The organism is Aliihoeflea sp. 2WW (genome assembly GCF_000497755.1).
Lineage (GTDB): Bacteria > Pseudomonadota > Alphaproteobacteria > Rhizobiales > Rhizobiaceae > Aliihoeflea.
This window is the reverse complement of the sequence record NZ_AYOD01000029.1, coordinates 23901-42857: the sequence shown is the minus strand read 5'-3', so window position 1 is coordinate 42857 and position 18957 is coordinate 23901. Positions and strand designations below refer to the sequence as shown.

12 protein-coding genes are annotated in these 18957 nt (G+C 66.0%); 10 read left to right on the top strand and 2 right to left on the bottom strand.

The features are described from left to right. Together ALII_RS0113530 and ALII_RS0113525 are read right to left on the bottom strand one after the other, a co-directional pair. Positions 1 to 954 carry a glycosyltransferase family 2 protein gene (locus ALII_RS0113530; RefSeq protein ID WP_024587845.1) on the bottom strand — a complete coding sequence of 318 codons (954 nt, stop codon included), beginning with the start codon at positions 952 to 954 and terminating at the stop codon, positions 1 to 3. Further along, positions 951 to 1262 (bottom strand): hypothetical protein, encoded by a 312-nt coding sequence (locus ALII_RS0113525; RefSeq protein ID WP_024587844.1) that lies wholly within the window; start codon positions 1260 to 1262, stop codon positions 951 to 953. The genes ALII_RS0113530 and ALII_RS0113525 overlap by 4 nt, the downstream gene beginning before the upstream one ends. 215 nt (positions 1263 to 1477) lie before the next feature. On the opposite strand from ALII_RS0113525, the gene ALII_RS0113520 reads away from it, so the two are divergent. The 10 genes from ALII_RS0113520 to ALII_RS0113475 all read left to right on the top strand — a co-directional run bounded on the left by ALII_RS0113520 (position 1478) and on the right by ALII_RS0113475 (position 18946). Continuing rightward, complete coding sequence (locus ALII_RS0113520; protein WP_024587843.1) at positions 1478 to 2392, top strand: hypothetical protein; 915 nt, start codon at positions 1478 to 1480, stop codon at positions 2390 to 2392. Further along, on the top strand, positions 2382 to 4478 hold the full coding sequence (locus tag ALII_RS0113515; RefSeq protein ID WP_024587842.1) for a hypothetical protein: 2097 nt from the start codon (positions 2382 to 2384) through the stop codon (positions 4476 to 4478). The genes ALII_RS0113520 and ALII_RS0113515 overlap by 11 nt, the downstream gene beginning before the upstream one ends. Further along, on the top strand, positions 4475 to 5725 hold the full coding sequence (locus ALII_RS0113510; protein ID WP_035449926.1) for a polysaccharide biosynthesis/export family protein: 1251 nt from the start codon (positions 4475 to 4477) through the stop codon (positions 5723 to 5725). Before ALII_RS0113515 ends, ALII_RS0113510 begins: the two co-directional genes overlap by 4 nt. Before the next feature lie 41 nt (positions 5726 to 5766). Beyond that, complete coding sequence (locus tag ALII_RS0113505; RefSeq protein WP_024587840.1) at positions 5767 to 7362, top strand: hypothetical protein; 1596 nt, start codon at positions 5767 to 5769, stop codon at positions 7360 to 7362. Next, positions 7350 to 8141 carry a hypothetical protein gene (locus tag ALII_RS0113500; RefSeq protein WP_024587839.1) on the top strand — a complete coding sequence of 264 codons (792 nt, stop codon included), beginning with the start codon at positions 7350 to 7352 and terminating at the stop codon, positions 8139 to 8141. Before ALII_RS0113505 ends, ALII_RS0113500 begins: the two co-directional genes overlap by 13 nt. A gap of 130 nt (positions 8142 to 8271) precedes the next feature. Then, complete coding sequence (locus tag ALII_RS0113495) at positions 8272 to 9144, top strand: AAA family ATPase (protein WP_024587838.1); 873 nt, start codon at positions 8272 to 8274, stop codon at positions 9142 to 9144. Between the two features lie 115 nt (positions 9145 to 9259). Then, complete coding sequence (locus ALII_RS0113490; protein WP_024587837.1) at positions 9260 to 9496, top strand: hypothetical protein; 237 nt, start codon at positions 9260 to 9262, stop codon at positions 9494 to 9496. Between the two features lie 218 nt (positions 9497 to 9714). After that, positions 9715 to 10896 (top strand): Gfo/Idh/MocA family oxidoreductase, encoded by a 1182-nt coding sequence (locus tag ALII_RS0113485; protein ID WP_024587836.1) that lies wholly within the window; start codon positions 9715 to 9717, stop codon positions 10894 to 10896. Positions 10897 to 11076: 180 nt separating this feature from the next. Then, positions 11077 to 12384: a glycosyltransferase family 4 protein gene (locus ALII_RS0113480; protein ID WP_024587835.1), complete on the top strand. Its 1308-nt coding sequence runs from the start codon at positions 11077 to 11079 to the stop codon at positions 12382 to 12384. Positions 12385 to 12523: 139 nt separating this feature from the next. Further along, entirely contained in the window at positions 12524 to 18946 is a 6423-nt protein-coding gene (locus tag ALII_RS0113475; RefSeq protein WP_024587834.1) for a type I polyketide synthase, read from the top strand. Positions 18947 to 18957: the final 11 nt, after the last annotated feature.

Here is an 18957-nt window from a genome sequence, read left to right as displayed (position 1 = left end):
CTACCCGCTCGCCAGCCAACTGTGCTTCACGAAATCGCTCATCAGGCGCGGCTCCGGGGCGGGGCGTCGCGTGAGGACCTGCCGCAGGCGAAAACCGGACTGGCCGGCCAGCCATGCGAGGTCCGCCAGCAGCGCGTAGGCGCGGCCGTGATGCTTGACGAAGTAACGCCGGCGCGACCGGAACCAGTAGGAGGGGCGGCGATCGCGAACAGGATCGCGCCGCGTCACGCCCGTCGACTGGCCGACGAGATGGACGACACGGCTTTCGGGCACGTGCCAGCAGGAATAGCCGGCCTTTGCCGCACGCAGGCAGAAATCGAGTTCCTCGTAATAGAGGAAATAGGCTTCGTCGAGCAGGCCGATTTCCTCGATCACCGCGCGCTTGACCATCAGGCTGGCGCCGGAAACCCAGTCGACTTGCGTTGGGTGGTCCGGCATGCGAGGGGCGACGCGCCACCGTTCGAGTAGCCGGGTGACGAGACCGATGCAGATCGACGATTCGAGTTCGCTGGCAGCGCCCGGAAACCGAAACGCGCAGGCTTGCGGCGTGCCGTCCGGGTCCTCCAGACGCGATCCCGCGATGCCGGCTTCGGGATGGGTATCGAGGAAGGTGACCAGTTTCGCCACGGCTCCGGGCCGGACCCAGGTGTCCGGGTTCAAGAGCAGATAGAGCCGCGACGGACCGAACGCCTCGTCGGCTGCCGCGATGGCCTTGTTGTTGCCGAAAGCAAACCCGCCGTTGCGGGCATGCGCGACCAGCGTCACCCGCTCGCCCCATCCGCGTTCGGCGATCGCCTCGCGCAGGCGTGCCGCATCGCCTGCGGGTGACGCATTGTCGGCCACGACGATCCGGGTCCGCGCCGGCAAAGCGGGGTCGGCGACGAGCGAGGCGATGCAGTCGATCGTCAGGTCGAGGGCGTTGTAGTTGACGACGATGATGGCAAGGTCGTTCATGAGGACAGCCCGATCGCCTCGATGGCCGGCGCGATCCGCCGGCGCGTGGCGGGCAGGTGGAAGAGGAACCGATCGGGGCGATAGGCCATCGGCACGGGTTCGAGCGACACCCGTTCAAGCCCGGGCCGTGCCGAAAGCGGAACCCAGCTCGGGCCAGGCAGCGCGGTCGTGAGAGGCATGATCGCAGTGACGTGGTCGAAATTGGCCGCCCAGAGGCGAAGCCCGTCGCAGGCCTGGTCCTCCAGGTGGAGTACGCCATCGATCATCGCCAGCGGGACCGGTGCGTAGATCAGCAATCTGCCGGCCATGCGTCTGCTTCCCTGAAACCCAACCAAATAGATCGTCTCGTATTTCAAATCTACTCGGCAACAATAGTAAAAAAACAAAACTACGCAAATGCAAATACAAATAGTCTAATCGGTCTAGATCGAATTAGAACATGTATGCTTCCGATGATTTGCTTCAACTTCCTGAGGAAGGGCAATGCGTTCCGGGTCGAATGAGTTCAGGGGGTGGGTGACGAATGTCGAGGCTGTTCAATCCCGCTGCGGCCGGACTGCTCGTCCTTGCAGCGTTCGGATTCAACGAAAGCAGCGTCGGATCGGCCGAAATCGATGCGCTCTACGCGCGCGGAACCGAGGCACCCGCCGGTGCGCTGCGCGTCTTCCATCTCGGGCACAGCCTGGTGGGGCGCGACATGCCGGCCATGGTCGCCCAGCTTGCAGGCGCGGACCATCGCTACGAAAGCCAGCTCGGCTGGGGCACCACGATGAAGGAGCATTGGGAGCCCGGCACCTCGATCAAGGGGTTCGAGCTCGAGAATGGCCACCCCAGATACCGCCCCGCCCGCGAGGCCGTCGCGAGCGGCGACTACGATGCGTTCGTCTTGACCGAGATGGTCGAGATAAAGGACGCGGTGCGCTATTTCGACAGCTCCGCCTATATGAAGCGCTGGGCCGAAGCGGGCTGGAAGGCCAATCCGCAGGCGCGCATCTACCTTTATGAAACCTGGCATCCGCTGGACGACCCGGAAGGATGGCTGCAACGGATCGACCGCGACCTGTCGCGCTATTGGGAAGGCCGAATCCTCGTCCCCGCTCTGCGCGATCGTGCGATCCATGTCATCCCGGCCGGCCAGGTGCTCGGCAGGTTCGTCCGCGAGGTCGAGGCGCGTGGCGGCGTCGGCAATGTCGCGGACCGCTCCGCGCTCTTCACCGACGGCATCCATCTGAGCGATCTGGGCACCTATCTCGTCGCGCTCACCCATGTCGCGGTGCTCTACCATCGCGATCCGCTCGGCCTGCCGCACGAATTGCAGCGGGCCGATGGCAGTGCGGCGAACGCACCGGACGCGGAGGCCGCGCGCCTGATGCAGGAGATCGTCTGGGAGGTCGTCACCTCCTATCCCAAGACGGGGGTGCGCGCGCATGAGCTTTAGCCTCGTCAGCCTCCTGTTCATCGGCCACAGCCTTTTGGGCGCAGCGCTTGCCGCCGTCGAGCCCGGTTCCGTCATGCACGCCGCGCCTGCATCGACGCGGGCGGCGACCGGCATCGAAAATCCCTCGGTCGGTATCGGCCTTTCCGGTGTGGTCGACTGGTCGACCCAGCAGCCCTTCGTGGACGTGATGAAGACGGCCCGGCCCTGGACCGGTCATCTGCCGGGCGCATGGGGCGGATGGACACATGACGACCTGAAGAGCCGTGGCTATCTCGACGATGACGGCTGGCTGCGCGCGGTTCCCGACGAACTCGATGCCGTGGCGACATTGGTCCTGACCGCGCAGCCTGCCGAAGCGGTTTCGACGGCCGGGCGATACCGCCTGACCTATCGCGGCCGCGGCCGGATCGAAGTGACGGGGGCAGCCGATGTCAAGCGGCGCGCGGCGGGCGAGATCTGGTTTGCGACCGATCCGGCCAGCGAACATGTGATCGTGACGATCCACGAGACCGATCCGGCGCGCAACGGCGATTACATTCGCGACATCGCCATCGTGCGCGACGACAGGATCAGGCTGCACGAGACCGGTGCGGTGTTCAATCCCGACTGGCTGCGCCGGATCGAGGATTTCCGCGTGCTGCGCTTCATGGACTGGATGGCGACGAACGGCTCGCGCCAGCAGCACTGGCAGGATCGTCCGAGGCCGTCGGAATATACTTATACCCGCATCGGGGTGCCGATCGAAATCATGGTCGCGCTTGCCAACGAGATTGCAGCCGATCCCTGGTTCAACATCCCGCACATGGCCGATGACGATTATGTCGAGCGCTTCGCCGCGATGGTTCGCGACACGCTCGACCCGGCGCTGAAGGCGCATCTGGAATATTCCAACGAAGTTTGGAACTTCCAGTTCGAGCAGGCCCGCTGGGCCGAGGCGCAGGGACGCGCACGCTGGAACCGGGAATCGACCTGGGTCGAATTCTACGCCATGCGCGCCAGCGAGATCGCCGGCATCTGGACCGCCGCCTTCGGCGATGAGGTGGACGAGCGGCTCTTGAAGATCATCGCGACGCAGACCGGATGGCTCGGCCTTGAAGCGGCGATCCTCGACGCGCCATCCTGGGTCGGCGAAGACCCGGCGGCGAACAGGCCGCCCGCCGACCAGTTCGACGCCTATGCCGTGACGGGCTATGTCGGCGGCGGCCTCGTCTCCGACGCCAAGGCGCCGGCCGTTCGCGACTGGCTCGCGCGCAGCCTCGCCGCCGCCGAAGCCGGTGCGGCGCAGCTTTCGGGCAGCGCGCGCGACGCGTATGTCGAGGCGCACAAATACGACCTCGCGACCCGCCTTGCCGCGATCGAGTTGCGCGACGGTTCGATGACCGGCAACGCCGATGACACGCTCGACAGGCTGCTGAACGACGTGCTGCCCTATCATGCCGCCGTCGCGCGGGCGCGCGGCCTCGATCTCATCATGTATGAGGGCGGCACGCATGTCGTCGGCCATGGCGCGCAGGTCGATGACGACGCCATCACGGCCTTCCTCACCCATTTCAACTACACGCCCGAAATGGGCGACATCCATACCGACCTTCTCGCCGGATGGCGCCGGGCCGGCGGAACCCTGTTCAATGCCTTCGTCGACGTCGCCGCACCGACGAAATGGGGCAGTTGGGGCGGCCTGCGGCACCTCGACGACGACAATCCGCGATGGCGAGCGTTGACGGATTTCAACGCGCAGACCCCCGCATGGTGGGCGCAGCGACCGGCCGGCACCTTTGCGCAGGGCGTCCACCTCGACGTCGCCCACGGTGCGGTCGAACTCGTCGGCACGCAAAAGTCCGACATCCTGATCGGCGGCAAAGACGACGAGATCATCGTATCGGGCGGCGGAAGCGACCGGATTCACGGCGGCGGCGGACATGATGTCGTCGTCCTTCCCGGAACGCCCGGCGACTACGCGTTCACAAGAGTCGGCGACCGGCTGATCGCGTCGGGCGCAGGAGGCGTCGCGACCCTCGTCGGGATCGCCGAACTGCATTTTTCCGGCGATGCGACCGCCATCATGGCTTTGGGAGAAATCCATTGAGAACCATCGGCCTCATCAAAACAGGGCGCGCGGCGCGGGCGATGGCGTTCGCCGCCGGCGCTCTCGTCACCGGCATCGCGACAGGCGCTGCAAATGCGCAGGAGGCCTACGAATTGCGGCCGGGCGACGTGCTGGAATTCTGGGTCGCGCAGGACGAACAGCTCAATCGCGACGTCACGATCGGCCCCGACGGGCGGTTGTCGCTGCCGATGGTCGGGCACCTGGCGGCAGAGGGAATGACGCTGGACGAACTGGAACAGGAGGCGGCCGACCGCCTGCGCCGCTTCTACACCGAAGACCTCGACCTGACGATCATGCTGCAGCCGCATCCCTCGCATATGCCCTCCGTCTTCGTGGCGGGCGAGGTGACGCAGCCGGGCGTCTTTCCCTACCGTCCCGGAATGATGGTTCTGCATGCGATCACCCTTGCCGGCGGTCCCTATCGGACCGCGCTGGCGGTCAGCGACGTCGATCGCGCCATCCTGCTGCGCAGCGAGATCGAAGCCGGCCGCAAGTCGGTCGTCGAATTGAATTTCGCGGTCGCCAGGCTGGAGGCCGAGCTTGCCGGTGCGGACGAGATCGCGGTTCCGGCCGATCTCGAGCCGGGGCTCGATGCCGCGCAGGTCGCCGAGATCCAGCGCCGTGAGCAGGCCCTTCTTCAGCTCAGGCGCCTCGAACGCACGTCCTTCGCCACGACGTCGGACCAGCTCCGGCAGACGAGCGAGCGCAACCTCGAAGCCGTCCGCCAGCAGCAGGCCACCGTCGTGCGTCGCAAGGAACTCCTGGAGACGCGGCTCGCCTCGGCGACGACGCTCGTCGATCGCGGACATATGCAGCGCTCGCAACTGCTGGAGCAGCAAGGCGATCTGGCGCTTCTCGACGCCACGGCGGCCGAGATGGATGCGCAACTGGCCGCTGCCGAAGCAAGCCTTATCACCGAACAGGGTCGCGCGGCCGACGGCACGCGCGAGCGCCAGGTCGAGATCGTAACCGAACTCAACGACACGCGGCGGCAACTCGAAGCGCTGGTCGCACGCCTTGCCGACAATCGCCGCGCACTGGCGGTCTACGAGGCCGAAGGCGCAAGCAATGCCGAGGAGGTCCCGGTGACCTACAGGATCATCAGGACGACGGATCAGGGCGCCACGGAGATCGAAGCGGAGCGCTCGACGATCATCCAGCCCGGCGATCTGGTGGAAGTGGTCAAGGGTGCCGCAGGGAGCCGGGTTGCCGGTTCGATGGATTGAAGGAAGGGCGCGCGTTCGCTGAACGTGAGCAGGGGATCAACATGGGCAGCGATTTTCGACTCATCCACTACTATCTCGACCTCGCACTGCGCCGGCCGCTGATCTGGCTGATGCCGGCATTGGTCGTGCTCGCGATCGGCGTGACCTACGTCGTCAACATGCCGAAGACCTACTACTCCGAAGCGGTGATCGTCGTCGGGTCGCAGGCCATCCCCTCGAGTCTCGTCCAGTCGACCGTTGCGAACGAGCGGCTTCAGTTCATCGAGCAACGTGTGCTGGCACGCGAGAACCTCCTGAAGCTGGTGGACAGGTTCGACCTGTTTCCAGCGCTGGCCGGCGAGATTTCGAAAACCCAGCTCGCGAAACTGGTCCGCAGCCAGATCGTCATCACCATGCGGGCGTCGGAGGCCTCCGAGCAATATGCGGCAAGTTCGGTCTTCGGCATCGGCGTCAATGCCACGGCTCCCGATCTCGCCGCCGATATGGCGGCCGAGATCGCCGCGATGATCACCGAGGAGAACCGCAGGGCGCGGATGTCGCGGGCGACCGAAGCGACCGCCTTCCTGGAACGCGAGGTTGCTACGCTGAAGTCTCGGGTCAGCGAGTTCGATGCGCGTCTGGCCGATTTCGTCCGTAACCACGAAAACGCCCTGCCGTCGCGACTGAGCCTGCATCTTGGCGATATACGCGAGGGTCAAAGCGAACTTGCCGAAGTCACCCAATCGCTTGCGGAAGCGCAATCGGCGCTCGAACTCCTGCGGGTCGAGCTTGCGCTCGCGGCGTCGAGCGAGAACACGCCGCTGCGCGAGCAGCACAGCGAGTTGCGCACGCTGCAGGCGACGCTCGTCGCGCGCTCGTCGGTCCTGTCTCCCGAGCATCACGAGATCAGGTCGCTGAAGTCGCGTGTCGCGGCTCTGAAAAACGACATTGCCGCGGGCGCCGCCATCGACGAGCCGGCCAATGCCGACGCGGTCGCCTCGCCCGAAGCCCAGCTCATCGCCAGGCGCATCCAGTTCGCCGAGCAGCAGATGGCACTGCTCGAAGAGCGCCAGGCCGAGCTGACCGCGCGCCTGGGCGAAATCCGCCAGATCGTCGCGGAAATGCCCAATGTCGAGGCCGAGTTCACCTTGCTGGAAAGCGAGCGTGCGAGCGCCCAGCGCAATCTCGACGACATGTCCGGCCGGCTCAACGTCGCCCGCCTGGGCCAGCGCCTCGAGACGGACCAGCAGGACGAGCAGATCCAGATCCTGGAAGCACCGGAAGCGCCGCTCTATGCCTCCGGCTCGTCACGGCGGGAGTATATGCTCGCGGTGATCGGTGCCGCTTTGGCGCTCGGCATGGGATGCCTTTATGCCGCCGACACGTTCGACCCGAAGGTCCGGGGCGCGTTCGACGTTGCCGGAGCCGCCGGCGACGTGCCGATGGTGATGATCGATACATGGAAGACGCCTGCCCAGCGTCGTCGCAACACGGTGATCGCCACGCTCGCCATCGTCGCGCTTCTCGCTGCGGGGGGCCTTCTGCTGGCCCGGTACGGATGGCCGCCGGACGGGCTCGACTGGTCGTGGATCGGGGTCGAGGCAATGGCCCCGATGGCGCCGGCTCTTATGGCGGGAGGACAGTCATGGAAGGCGTAGTCGAGGCGCTCAACAGGGCGCGCACGCTCTCGTTCGGCGACATCCGGACGCGTGAGGGCCATCATCCCGACCGCGTTCACAGGGACGATATGTTCGTCGATCCGTTTCGGGGCAACGACCTGCCTGCCGTGAAGCTTTCGTCGCGGCGTCTCAAGAACCAGCGGGTCGTCGCCTTCGATCCCAAGGACCGACAGACGCGAGCCTTCGACCTTCTTCGCAACGGCTTGCTGGCGCCGGTCGCGCCCGATGCCACGCGCATCATTTCGGTCGCCTCGCCGACGCATGGCTGCGGAACGTCCGTGGTCGCCGCGAACCTCGCCTTCGCCATCGCGCGCAAACGGCAGTGGCGGGTGCTTCTCGCCACGCTCGACGGCATGTCGCCTGCATTCGAGCGGCTCGGCCTATGTGTTCCTGAGGTCCATTCATCGGACGCTTCGGGGATCGAAGTCGGCAAGGTCGAGGTCGATGACGTCCTCGTCCATGTCGGCAGTTTCGCGCATATCGCCATCCGTGAGGGTTGCACCGCCGCCCGGCATGCGCTGGTTTCGGCATGGCTCGACGACGTCAGGCACGATTGCGGGCCGACAATCGTCGTCCTCGACCTGCCGCCGCTCCTGACCAATGACGACAGCCAGGCCATCGCGGCGCGATCCGACATCGCGCTCCTCGTTCTGGGTGTCGGTTCCTCCACCGTTGCCGATCTGGAGGCGTGTCGCGGGTCGCTGACGGCCACGCCGCATCAGATCGTTCTCAACAAGGCGCGCCGTCACGGTCTCTAGAGATGCGGGGGGCTGCCAGCTTGCCGACCCCGCCCGGCTTGGGGCAGGGTAGGTTCTCGCTGCATGCTCGGTGGTGCTGGTAAACGGCCGGGAATGGGCGGCTCGGGTGACAAGGTCAGGATGGCGGTCGATGTTTGAAGCGCATTTCGGTCTCCGGGAGAAACCGTTCTCGATCCTTCCGGACCCGAAGTTTCTCTATCTCGGCAGCCGCCACCGGATGGCCTATTCGATGCTCGAATATGGCGTGATCGACAATGCCGGTTTCACCGTCATCACTGGGGATATCGGGTCGGGCAAGACGTCGCTCGTGCGCAAGCTGATCGGCGACATTCCCGACGGCGTGACGATGGCGCTCATCAGCAACACGTCGAGCAATGCCGGCCGGCTGATCGACTGGATCATGATGGCGTTCGGGTTGCCGTTCGAGGACCGGTCCTATCCGCGGCTCTATCAGGAGTTCCAGCAATTCCTCGTCGAGCAGCGCAGGAACGACCGGCGTTGCGTGCTCATCATCGACGAGGCGCAGAATCTCGACTCGGCGCGGCTCGAAGAACTGCGGATGCTGTCCAACGTGAATGTCGAGCGAATGCTGCTTCAACTGGTCGTCGTCGGCCAGCCGGAGCTTCGCGACCTGTTGCGGGCGCCCGAAATGCGTCAGTTCGCGCAGCGCATCGCGTCGGATTTTCACCTGCTGCCGCTGTCGCCCGACGATGCCGCGCGCTATTTCGCCCACAGGCTGACGGTCGCGGGCGGGCGGACGCGGCTTTTCACCAGGCCGGCGACCGAACTGATCTACGCCTATGCCGGCGGCGTTCCCCGCGCGATGAACATCGTTGCCGACCGCTGCCTCGTCTATGCGTTCGGCGAGGGCGTGAGTTTCGTCGGCCAGCGGATCGTCAGGAAGGTCACCGACGACATGGACCGTTACGGTTCGTTCACGCTGGCCGCCGTCCAGCCCGATCTGCACGACCCCGGAGTCGCGCAGACGATTAAAAGTCTCTAAACGATTCCGCGACATTGTCGGGAAGATGCGCAACCATGCGCCCCGGCATCCGATTCGCAGGAGTTGTTCCGATGAACATGTCCGAACCGGCCATGCAACGCGGTGAGACCCGATCGTGCTTGCCGCGCTGATCGTCTTTCTCGCGGGCGTCGCCCTGGGAACGCGCTTCACGGTGTTCGCGCTCATCCCCTTCGGGGTCATGATCGCCTTGTTCTGCATTGCGCTCGGATATGTCTGGCGCGATCCCGCGACCGCGCTGTTCGCATGGTTCGGCCTCGTGGTCGCGATCAATGTCGGCTTCCTCGTCGGAAGGGTCTGCCGCTCGTTCATTCGCGGCCATATGCTCGGCTGACCGGCCGCGATCCTAGATTGATTTAGCTAATGGCATGCGCGTGCGCGCTGCAACATGATGCAACGCTCATGTAGTTCAGCCGCCACCCGGAGCATCGGGACGACGTTCGAACCCGGTCCGATACCCCGGTGCCACGTTCATAGCCTGGATTATCCGCGAACTCGATTACGCTCGGCGATCCGGCATCAATCCGCGACCATGGTCGCGAAGGTATCGCGATGGTCAAGATCGGTATCGTCGGAACGGGTTACGTCGCGGATCTCTACATGCAGTCTTTCGCAGTTCTTCCTGCGGTCGCGATCATCGGCGCGACCGATGCCGAGCCCGATCGCAGGGCGCGTTTCGCAAGACACTGGAACGTCGCGGCCCTCGACGACGTCGACGCCCTGATCGCCGCCGTGGGTGCAGGCGGGCTGATCCTCAACCTCACCAACCCGTCCGCGCATTTCGAGATCAGCCTCAGGTGCCTCGAGGCCGGCGTCCATGTCTATTCGGAAAAGCCGCTGGCGCTGGAACTCGTCGAGGCCCAACATCTGTGCGACGTCGCCAGGGAGAAGGGCCTCCTGATCGCGTCCGCCCCCTGCAGCGTCTTGGGAGAGAGCGCGCAGCTCATGGCGGCGGCGGTGCGCGCTGCGGTGCCGGGCCGCATCCGGCTTGTCTATGCCGAACTCGACGACGACTACGTCTCGCAGGCCCCCTACGACAGGTGGTCGAGCCGGTCGGGCATTCCCTGGCCGTCCCGGGACGAGTTCGAGGTGGGCTGCACGATCGAGCATGCCGGCTACTACCTGACCTGGCTCATCGCCATGTTCGGCAGTGTCGAAAGCCTTGTCGCGGTCTCGGCCTGTTTGGCGCCCGACCAGATGGCGGTCGACCGACCCGCGCCTGATTTCTCCGTCGCGACACTCTTCTTCGAATCCGGCGTGGTCGCTCGGCTCACCTGTTCCATTCTCGCCCCCCACAATCACGGCCTCGTCGTCATCGGCGACAAGGGCGTGCTCGAAGTCGACGATTGCTGGGACAATGCCGGACCGGTGCGGTTCCGCCGCCGTTTTCCGTTCCGCCGCAAGCTGGTGACCTCGCCCATTTCGCAGCGACTTCGATTCCCCGCACCGACGCATCCCAAGCTGCCGAGGTTCGGCGCGGCGTCCATGAATTTCGGCCTCGGTCCCCTCGATCTGGCGGAGGCGATAGCCGGCAACCACGCGCCGCGGCTGACCGCCGAATTCGCGCTGCACGTCACCGAAGTAACGCTAGCCATTCATGCCGCCGGCAATTCATCGGGCATCAAGAAGATGGAGACGAGGTGTTCCCCGGTCGCCCCAATGCCCTGGGCGACGCACCTTCGCCGCCGGCCGCGATGGCCCGTCGGGCGTCGGCCTGAAGCCGATGTTGCATGAGATTTCAATAATATAGATCGAATTTACTAGAAGCAATCAGCGCACGTATACTGCACTGTTTCATCAGAAACATAATTCTTGATTGCGGAACTGAACGCGCTGCGGCCGGAAGTCTGATTGGCCGGTTGTCGTCTTCCGCGGATCAGAGGGCAGGGGTGCGACCCCCGATAGGGTCAGATTGTGAAAATTGCGTATCTGGTAAACACGTATCCGCTTGGCAGTTCCACCTTCGTCCGCCGCGAGTTGCAGGCGGTCGAGCGGGCGGGAGTGGCCGTCAAGCGCTTCGCGCTCCGGGTGGACGGTTCGCTCGTCGACCCGGCCGACGTCGAGGAGCGGGAGAAGACCGAATACATCCTCGCGCAGCCCTGGTGGCGCCTTGCCGCGACGGCCTTGGCCACCCTTGTCCGCGCGCCCGCCCGGACGCTGTCGGCGCTCGCGCTGACCGTTCGCCTGGCACGCGGATCGCGGGCCGGGTATGGGCGTCATCTGGCCTATCTCGTCGAAGCCTGCCATCTCGCCCGGCGCTGCCGGGACTTGCGCATCCAGCATGTCCACGCGCATTTCGGCACGAACTCCGCGGCGATCGCCATGCTCGCCAATGCGCTTGGCGGTGCCGGCTACAGTTTCACCGTCCATGGCCCGGAAGAGTTCGACATGCCGCACGCGCTCTCGCTCGGCGACAAGATCGAACGGGCGGCCTTCGTCGTCGCCATCAGCTCCTTCGGTCGAAGCCAGCTCTATCGTTGGAGCCGTTCCGGCGACTGGAACAAGATCGCGATCGTCCATTGCGGCATCGATCCGTCCATGTTCCGAAAGCCCGCCCCGCTCGTCGGCGCCCGTCGGCTCGTCACCGTCGGTCGACTGGTCGAGCAGAAGGGCCAGTTGCTCCTCATCGAGGCCATGGCGCGCGCAGCAAGAACCCATCCCGATCTTCATCTGACGATCGTCGGCGACGGGGTGATGCGCGGCGAGATCGAGGCGGCCATCCGTCGCGCCGGGCTCCAGGCTAACGTCACGCTTGCCGGATGGCTGGACGAGAAGGCGGTGCGGGGGGCGCTGGACGCTGCCGACGCGCTCGTCCTTCCCAGTTTCGCCGAGGGACTTCCGGTCGTTCTGATGGAGGCGATGGCCGCCGCGCGGCCGGTGATCGCGACGCGGATCGCAGGCATTCCCGAACTCGTTCGCGATGGCGCGCATGGATGGCTGGTCACGCCGGGCGACGTGGTCTCGCTGACCGATGCGATCGAACAGTTCGCGACGACCCGTCCCGAGCGGCTGGCAGAGATGGGCCGGGCGGGGCGGGCGCGCGCGCTCGAACGCCACGACATCGACCGTTGCGCCGCGCAACTGGTCGATCTCATGGGCGGGGTCGTGCAGACGGGCGTTGTCGTCAGGGATCGATTTCCCTCTCCGGTCTCGCCGCCAATGCGGCCGGCAGGACACGGCGTGGCGCGGCACATGGCCGGTGCGCAGCGGCGCGGCCGTTGAGCAGTCGGCGTGCGCATCGGCGGCATGCCAAGCATAACCGAATGATTTATTGAAGAAGAACTGTGACGACCGGTAAATTTGCTTCGAGAGTGCGGGTCGTCGCCCGGGCGCGTCCTGCAGACCCAGTAGGGATGCCCAGATGAACGTCTATTCGCCGCCAGCCGCGATCTCGCCGAACGACATTGCCGTCGTGGGGATGTCGCTGCGCGCGCCGGGGGCAGGCGATGTCGAGAGCTTCTGGTCGAACATCCGCAACGGCGTCGAATCCGTCCGCGACCTGACGGCCGAGGAAGTCGCGTCCGCCGCCGCCGACGGCGCACCGGTCGACGATCCGCATTATGTGCGCCGGACTGCGGACGTGGCCGACATGGAGATGTTCGACGCGGATTTCTTCGGCCTCAGTCCGAAGGAAGCGGCGATCATGGACCCCCAGCACCGCCAGTTTCTGGAGTGCGCGTGGGAGGCGATGGAGGATGCGGGGCACACGCCGGACACGATCCCGGGGCCCGTCGGCGTCTTTGCCGGCTGCGGCATGGGCAGCTATTTCTATTTCAACGTCTGCAGCAACCGGCAGCTCGTCGAGCAGGTCGGCATGTTCCTGCTGCGCCACAACGGCAACGACAAGGATTTCCTGGCGACGCGCGTCTCCTTCTCCTTCGACCTGCGCGGGCCGAGCGTCAACGTCCAGACCGCCTGTTCGACCTCGCTGGTCGCCGCGCATTATGCCTGCCAGAGCCTGATTTCGGGCGAGTGCGACATGGCGCTTGCCGGCGGCGTCACCATCGAGTTCCCGCATCGGCGCGGCTATCTCTTCCAGGAAGGCGAAATCCTGTCGCCGGACGGGCATTGCCGGCCGTTCGACCATCGCGCTGCCGGCACGGTCTTCGGCAGCGGAGCAGGCGTCATCGTCCTGCGCCGCCTTGCCGACGCCATTGCCGATGGCGACCGCATCCACGCCGTCATCAAGGGCTCGGCCGTCAATAATGACGGCGCCGGCAAGGCCGGGTATCTCGCGCCCAGCGTCAACGGCCAGGCCGAAGCCATCATCGAGGCACAGGGGCTTGCCGGCATCGACGCCGAGACGATCGACTATGTCGAGTGCCACGGCACCGGCACCGCGCTCGGCGATCCGATCGAGATCGAGGCGCTGACGCAGGCCTTTCGCCAGAACACCGATCGGCGGGGTTTTTGCGCGGTCGGCTCGGTCAAGTCCAATATCGGCCATCTCGACACGGCGGCCGGCGTCGTCAGCCTGATCAAGGTCGCGCTTTCGCTGAAGCACGGCGAAATCCCGCCCTCGCTCGGCTTCGAGGCGCCCAACCCCGCCATCCCGTTCGACGCCAGCCCGTTCTTCGTCAATTCCAGCCTGCGACCCTGGCCGATGGCCGGCCGGCCGCGGCGTGCGGCGGTCAATTCGCTGGGCGTCGGGGGCACCAACGCGCACATGATCCTCGAGGAAGCGCCGCATCGGCCGATCGACCCGCACGGCGAGCGAGCGGACGAAAAGGCCATGCTGATCACGCTGTCGGCGAAGCAGCCGAAGGCACTGGACGACATGGTCGCGCGGCTCGGCGCAGCTCTCGCCTCGCAGCCGGGACTGGCGCTTCGTGATGCCGTTCACACGCTTCATGCCGGCCGCCGGCAGTTCGAGCATCGCCGCGTCGTCGCCGTGCGCGACCGCGATGACGCCGTGCAGTCCCTGACGCAGTCCGACGCCAGCCACGGCTTCACCCACAGGCGCGTCGACGGTGCGGGAGAAGTCGTGTTTCTGTTTCCGGGGGGAGGTGCTCAGCATCCAGGCATGGCGCGCGATCTTTACGAGCGCGATACGGATTTCCGGGCGCATGTGGACGAGGGGCTTGGCTATCTGCCCGCAGAGGCGGCAGCCGAAATTCGCGAGATCTGGCTTGGAAGGTCGCTGGCGCGCGATGACGCCCGGCAGCGTTTCCTGCTTCCCTCGCGCCAGTTGCCGGCGATCCTGATCGTCGAGGTGGCGCTTGCGCGGTTGTGGATGCAGCGCGGCATTCGCCCGTCGGCCCTGATCGGGCATTCGATGGGCGAGAATGCCGCCGCCTGCATCGCCGGCGTCCTCAGCTACCGGGATGCCGTCGGGCTCGTGCATCTGCGCGGCCGGCTGTTCGACACGGTCGAGCCCGGCGGTATGCTGTCGGTGTCGGCCGATGCCGAGACCGTGCGAAATCTCATCTTGCCGGAACTCGACCTCGCCTCGGTCAACGCGCCGCAGCTTTGCGTCGTGTCTGGTCGCAATGCCGATTTGCAGCGGTTCGGCGATCTGCTTGCCGCGCAGAACATCGACGCGACGCGCGTGCCGATCGACATCGCGGCCCATTCGCGGATGCTCGACGGCATCCTTGCGTCGTTCGAGGCGTATCTCCGTGGAATTTCGCTTCGTGCGCCTACCATCCCGATCATTTCGAACCGCGACGGACTGACGCTTTCCGCTGCGGACGCGACCGACCCTGCCTACTGGACCGCCCATCTGCGGGCGACGGTCGAATTCGCCAAAGGGCTGTCGACGCTCGCCGCCGATGACCGGCGCATCTATGTCGAGGTCGGTCCCGGCCGGACGATGTCGTCGCTTGCGAAAGGGCAGGGAACGATCGACGCCAACCGCGTCATCAATTCGTTGCCGCATCCCGATGACAAATGCGACGACCATCTCCATTTCCTCGCGGCTTTGGGAAGAAGCTGGGCCGTCGGGCTGAACCCGGACCTTTCCGATCTGGTGACGCGACCCGGCGCGCGCCGGGTGAGCCTGCCGACCTATCCGTTCCAGCGCCGCCGTTATTTCATCGAGCCCGCGCGCGAAGTCGTCGACAGCACGCGGCGCGATCTCCCGCTCGAGAAGATCGCGAACATCGAGGATTGGGGCTACAGGCGCGACTGGAAGCGCTCCGTTCCGGACTGTTCGCCAGATGCTGCGAAGGACGCGTCCTCATGGCTGGTCTTCCTCGACGAAGCCGGGCATGGCGAGAGGCTGGCAGCGAGGCTGCGGGGGCTCGGCCACACGGTGGCAACGGTGGCGCTCGGCGATGCGTTTGCGGTTCGCGGCAGGGACGAATTCGTGCTGTGCCCGGAAGACGGGCGGGCCGGATATGACGCGCTCGTCAGCGCCCTTGGCGAGCGCGGCGACTTTCCGAGGCGCATCGTCCATCTCTGGCTTTTGACGCAAAGCCGATCGTTCCGGCCGGGGTCGAGCTTCTTCCAGCGCAATCAGGAATGCGGCTTCTACAGCCTCCTGCACCTCGCGCAGGCGATGACCGATGCCGACGAAGGACACGATCTGCATCTGACGGTCGCGACAAACGGGCTCCAGCGTGTCGCTGACGAGCCGGTTCCATTCCCCGAAAAGGCGACCATTCTCGGCCCCGCCCTCGTGATCCCGCGCGAACTGGAGGGCTCGTCTGTTCGCGTCGTAGACTTCGCCGTCGCCGAAGGGGCCGAGCAAGGCCGGACATGGCGCCGCCGTGCGCCCGTCGCCTCCCTCGTCGACGATCAGCTCTGGGACGAAATTTTCGCCCAACCTTCGAGCGAAGCGGTGGCATGGCGCGGCGACAGGCGCTGGACGCAGTGCACGACCCGGCTGCCGCTGAAGCCGGCTCTGGCGAGCGCGGCGGGCCTGCGGCAGGACGGCGTCTATCTCTTCACCGGCGGCCTCGCCGACCTGTCGCTTGCCCTTGCCCGTTCGCTCGCGGACGAACTTCACGCGCGCCTCGCGCTCGTCGGCCGCACGGAGCTGCCCGCCCGCGCCGAGTGGCCGCTCTGGAAGCGTGTCCTTCCGCGCGACAACCGCATCCGGCGTGCGATCGATGCCATCGAAGACCTCGAGACACGGGGCGCGCAGGTTGCCTATTTCAAGGCGGATGTCGCCGACCCGGAGGCGATGGCTTCGGTCATCAGGAACGCCAGGGAAAGGTTCGGGCGCATCGACGGCGTTTTTCACGCGGCAGGCGTCGTCGACGACGCGCTGATGCAGGCGAAGACGAGCGAGAGCATCGACGGCGTCCTCGCACCGAAGCTCTACGGCACGGCCGTCCTCGACGAAGTTCTGGCGCGCGAGCCGGTCGATCTCGTCGTCCTCTTCTCATCGACGAGCACCGATACGGCGCCGGCCGGTCAGGTCGACTACATCGCCGCCAACGCCTATCTCAACGCCTATGCCGAATCGCGCGCGGGCGACGGCAACCGGCGCACAGTCGCACTGCATTGGGGGGTCTGGAACGAAGTCGGCATGGCAGCCCGCGCCGTCGCCGGCTCGCCCCAGCGCGCCGGCGAAACGATCCTAGCGCAGCGTCCCGACGATCCGTTTTTCGAGCGCTGGGTCGAGGACGAGGCGGGCATCGCCTGGCTCGAAACGTCCATCGCACCGGCTTCGCACTGGATGCTCGACGAGCACCGGCTGACGTCCGGCCAGCCCATCCTGCCCGGAACCGCCTATGTCGACATCATCCTTCGTGCCGCGGTCGCCTACGGGCTTCCGGCCACCGGCCACCTGACCGATCTGGTCTTCCTGCGACCCCTGATCGTGCCGGACGGCGAGACGCGCACGCTGAGGGTCGGGTTCAGGCCGGCCGGCGACGGTTTTCAGGTCAGCGTCCTTGCGTCCGGCAAGCATGCCGAAGCGCATTACGATCCGCGTCCGCGGGGATCGCGCCGACCGATATCGATCGTGGAACTCGAGCGGCGATGCACGGACAGGCGCGTTGCCTCCGAGGGCTCGTCGCTTCGGGCAATCCAGGAGGGGCATGTCAGCTTCGGGCCGCGCTGGGGCGTCCTGCGCCGTCTCGCGCTCGGGCCGGATGCGGCCATCGCGCAGATCGAACTCGCGCCGCGCTTTCGAAATGATCTCGAGGCCGGCAGCATCGCGCATCCCGCCCTCCTCGACATCGCGACGGGATGTGCGATGGAGCTCGTCCCCGATTACGATCCGGACGAGACGCTCTGGGCGCCGGCGAGCTACGGCGCGCTGACACTCCGCCGTCCCCTGCCGGGCAAATTCACCAGCATCGTGCGCCTTGCCGACAGTGCCGATCTCGGCGCAGGCTACGCCGCCTTCGACATCACCATCGTCGATGCGGACGGTGTGGCTGTGCTGGAGGTCGACGATTTCGTGGTCAAGAAGCTCGACAGCGATCTCGGCTTTGCCGACCATGCCGAAAAGGTCGAGCCGGCGGCGCGCACACACGTCGCGCCTGCTGCCGCAACGCCGCTCGCGGCACAGGTTCGCGCCGGCATCACACCGGCCGAGGGGTTCGATGCGCTCGTTCGCGCGCTGGCTGCCAAAGTCGTCCAGCCGATCGTCAGTTCGATCGATCTCGATCTCCTGCGCGAGCGGGCGGCAAAGCCGGCAGTGCCGCAGAAAGCCGAGGCGAATCTATTCGATCGCCCCGAACTCGACGAAGCCTATGTCGCGCCGCGCAACGACATCGAAGCGACGCTCGCAGCGTTCTGGCGCGAATTGCTGGGCGTCGAGCGCGTCGGCATCCATGACAGCTTCTTCGACATCGGCGGCCACTCGCTGATCGCGGTGCGCCTGTTCCGCATGATCCGCAACCGCTTCGGCGTCGACCTGCCGATGTCGGTCCTGTTCGAGGCGCCGACGATCGCGGCCTGTGCCGCGCTTCTGGCAACGCATGGCGTGGCGGAGGCCGGAGAGGCGCATCCGATACCTGCGGCGCCTCCAACCAGCGCGACGCATCTCGTTGCCCTACGGGTGGATGGCAAGCAGCGATCGGCGACGCCGCTTTTCATCTGCGCCGGCATGTTCGGCAATGTCCTCAACCTGCGCCAGCTCGCGCTGCATGTCGGACGCGACCGGCCCGTCTATGCGTTGCAGGCACGCGGCCTCTTCGGCGGCGCGGAGCCGCACGAGACCTTCGAGGAAATGGCCCGCGACTACATCGCGGAAATGCGGACCGTGCAACCGTCTGGACCCTATCTCCTGGCCGGCTTTTCCGGCGGCGGCATAACGGCCTACGAGATGGCGGGGCAACTCGTCGCCGAGGGCGAGGAGGTCGCGCGCCTCATCATGCTCGACACCCCCCTCCCGACCCAACCCGCCTTGTCGCGGCGCGATCGCGCGTCGATGAAGATCCAGGACATCCGGCGCCACGGCCTCGGCTTCGTGCGACAGTGGGTGGGCAACAAGATCGACTGGGCCGCCAAGCAAAGGCAATTGGCCGGGCAAGGCGACCACGCGTCATCGTCGCAAGACTTCCACAACGGCTCCATCGAGGCAGCCTTTTATCGTGCGCTCCAGAGATATGAGCCCGGCCCCTATGATGGCGCAGTGGCTCTTTATCGGCCGCGTCCCTCGGTATACTACACGTTGAGCGGGGGACGCCGGTTGCAGTCCGGCCGCAACCTCATCCGAGACGATAATGGCTGGAGCCCCCTTGTGCCGGATCTGGCGGTGACCGAAGTGCCGGGCGACCACGATTCGATGGTTCTCGAACCGTGCGTGCGCGTGCTCGCAGACCGTATGCGTGCGGAACTTTCGAAAGACCGGTCACAGATCCACCAGCCGATCGCCGCCGAATAGGCGTTGCCCGC

Coding starts and splice junctions, on each gene's coding strand:
- ALII_RS0113475 (WP_024587834.1), top strand. CDS start 12,524: ATGAACGTCTATTCGCCGCCAGCCGCGATCTCGCCGAACGACATTGCC.
- ALII_RS0113520 (WP_024587843.1), top strand. CDS start 1,478: ATGTCGAGGCTGTTCAATCCCGCTGCGGCCGGACTGCTCGTCCTTGCA.
- ALII_RS0113515 (WP_024587842.1), top strand. CDS start 2,382: ATGAGCTTTAGCCTCGTCAGCCTCCTGTTCATCGGCCACAGCCTTTTG.
- ALII_RS0113485 (WP_024587836.1), top strand. CDS start 9,715: ATGGTCAAGATCGGTATCGTCGGAACGGGTTACGTCGCGGATCTCTAC.
- ALII_RS0113525 (WP_024587844.1), bottom strand. CDS start 1,262: ATGGCCGGCAGATTGCTGATCTACGCACCGGTCCCGCTGGCGATGATC.
- ALII_RS0113500 (WP_024587839.1), top strand. CDS start 7,350: ATGGAAGGCGTAGTCGAGGCGCTCAACAGGGCGCGCACGCTCTCGTTC.
- ALII_RS0113505 (WP_024587840.1), top strand. CDS start 5,767: ATGGGCAGCGATTTTCGACTCATCCACTACTATCTCGACCTCGCACTG.
- ALII_RS0113495 (WP_024587838.1), top strand. CDS start 8,272: ATGTTTGAAGCGCATTTCGGTCTCCGGGAGAAACCGTTCTCGATCCTT.
- ALII_RS0113530 (WP_024587845.1), bottom strand. CDS start 954: ATGAACGACCTTGCCATCATCGTCGTCAACTACAACGCCCTCGACCTG.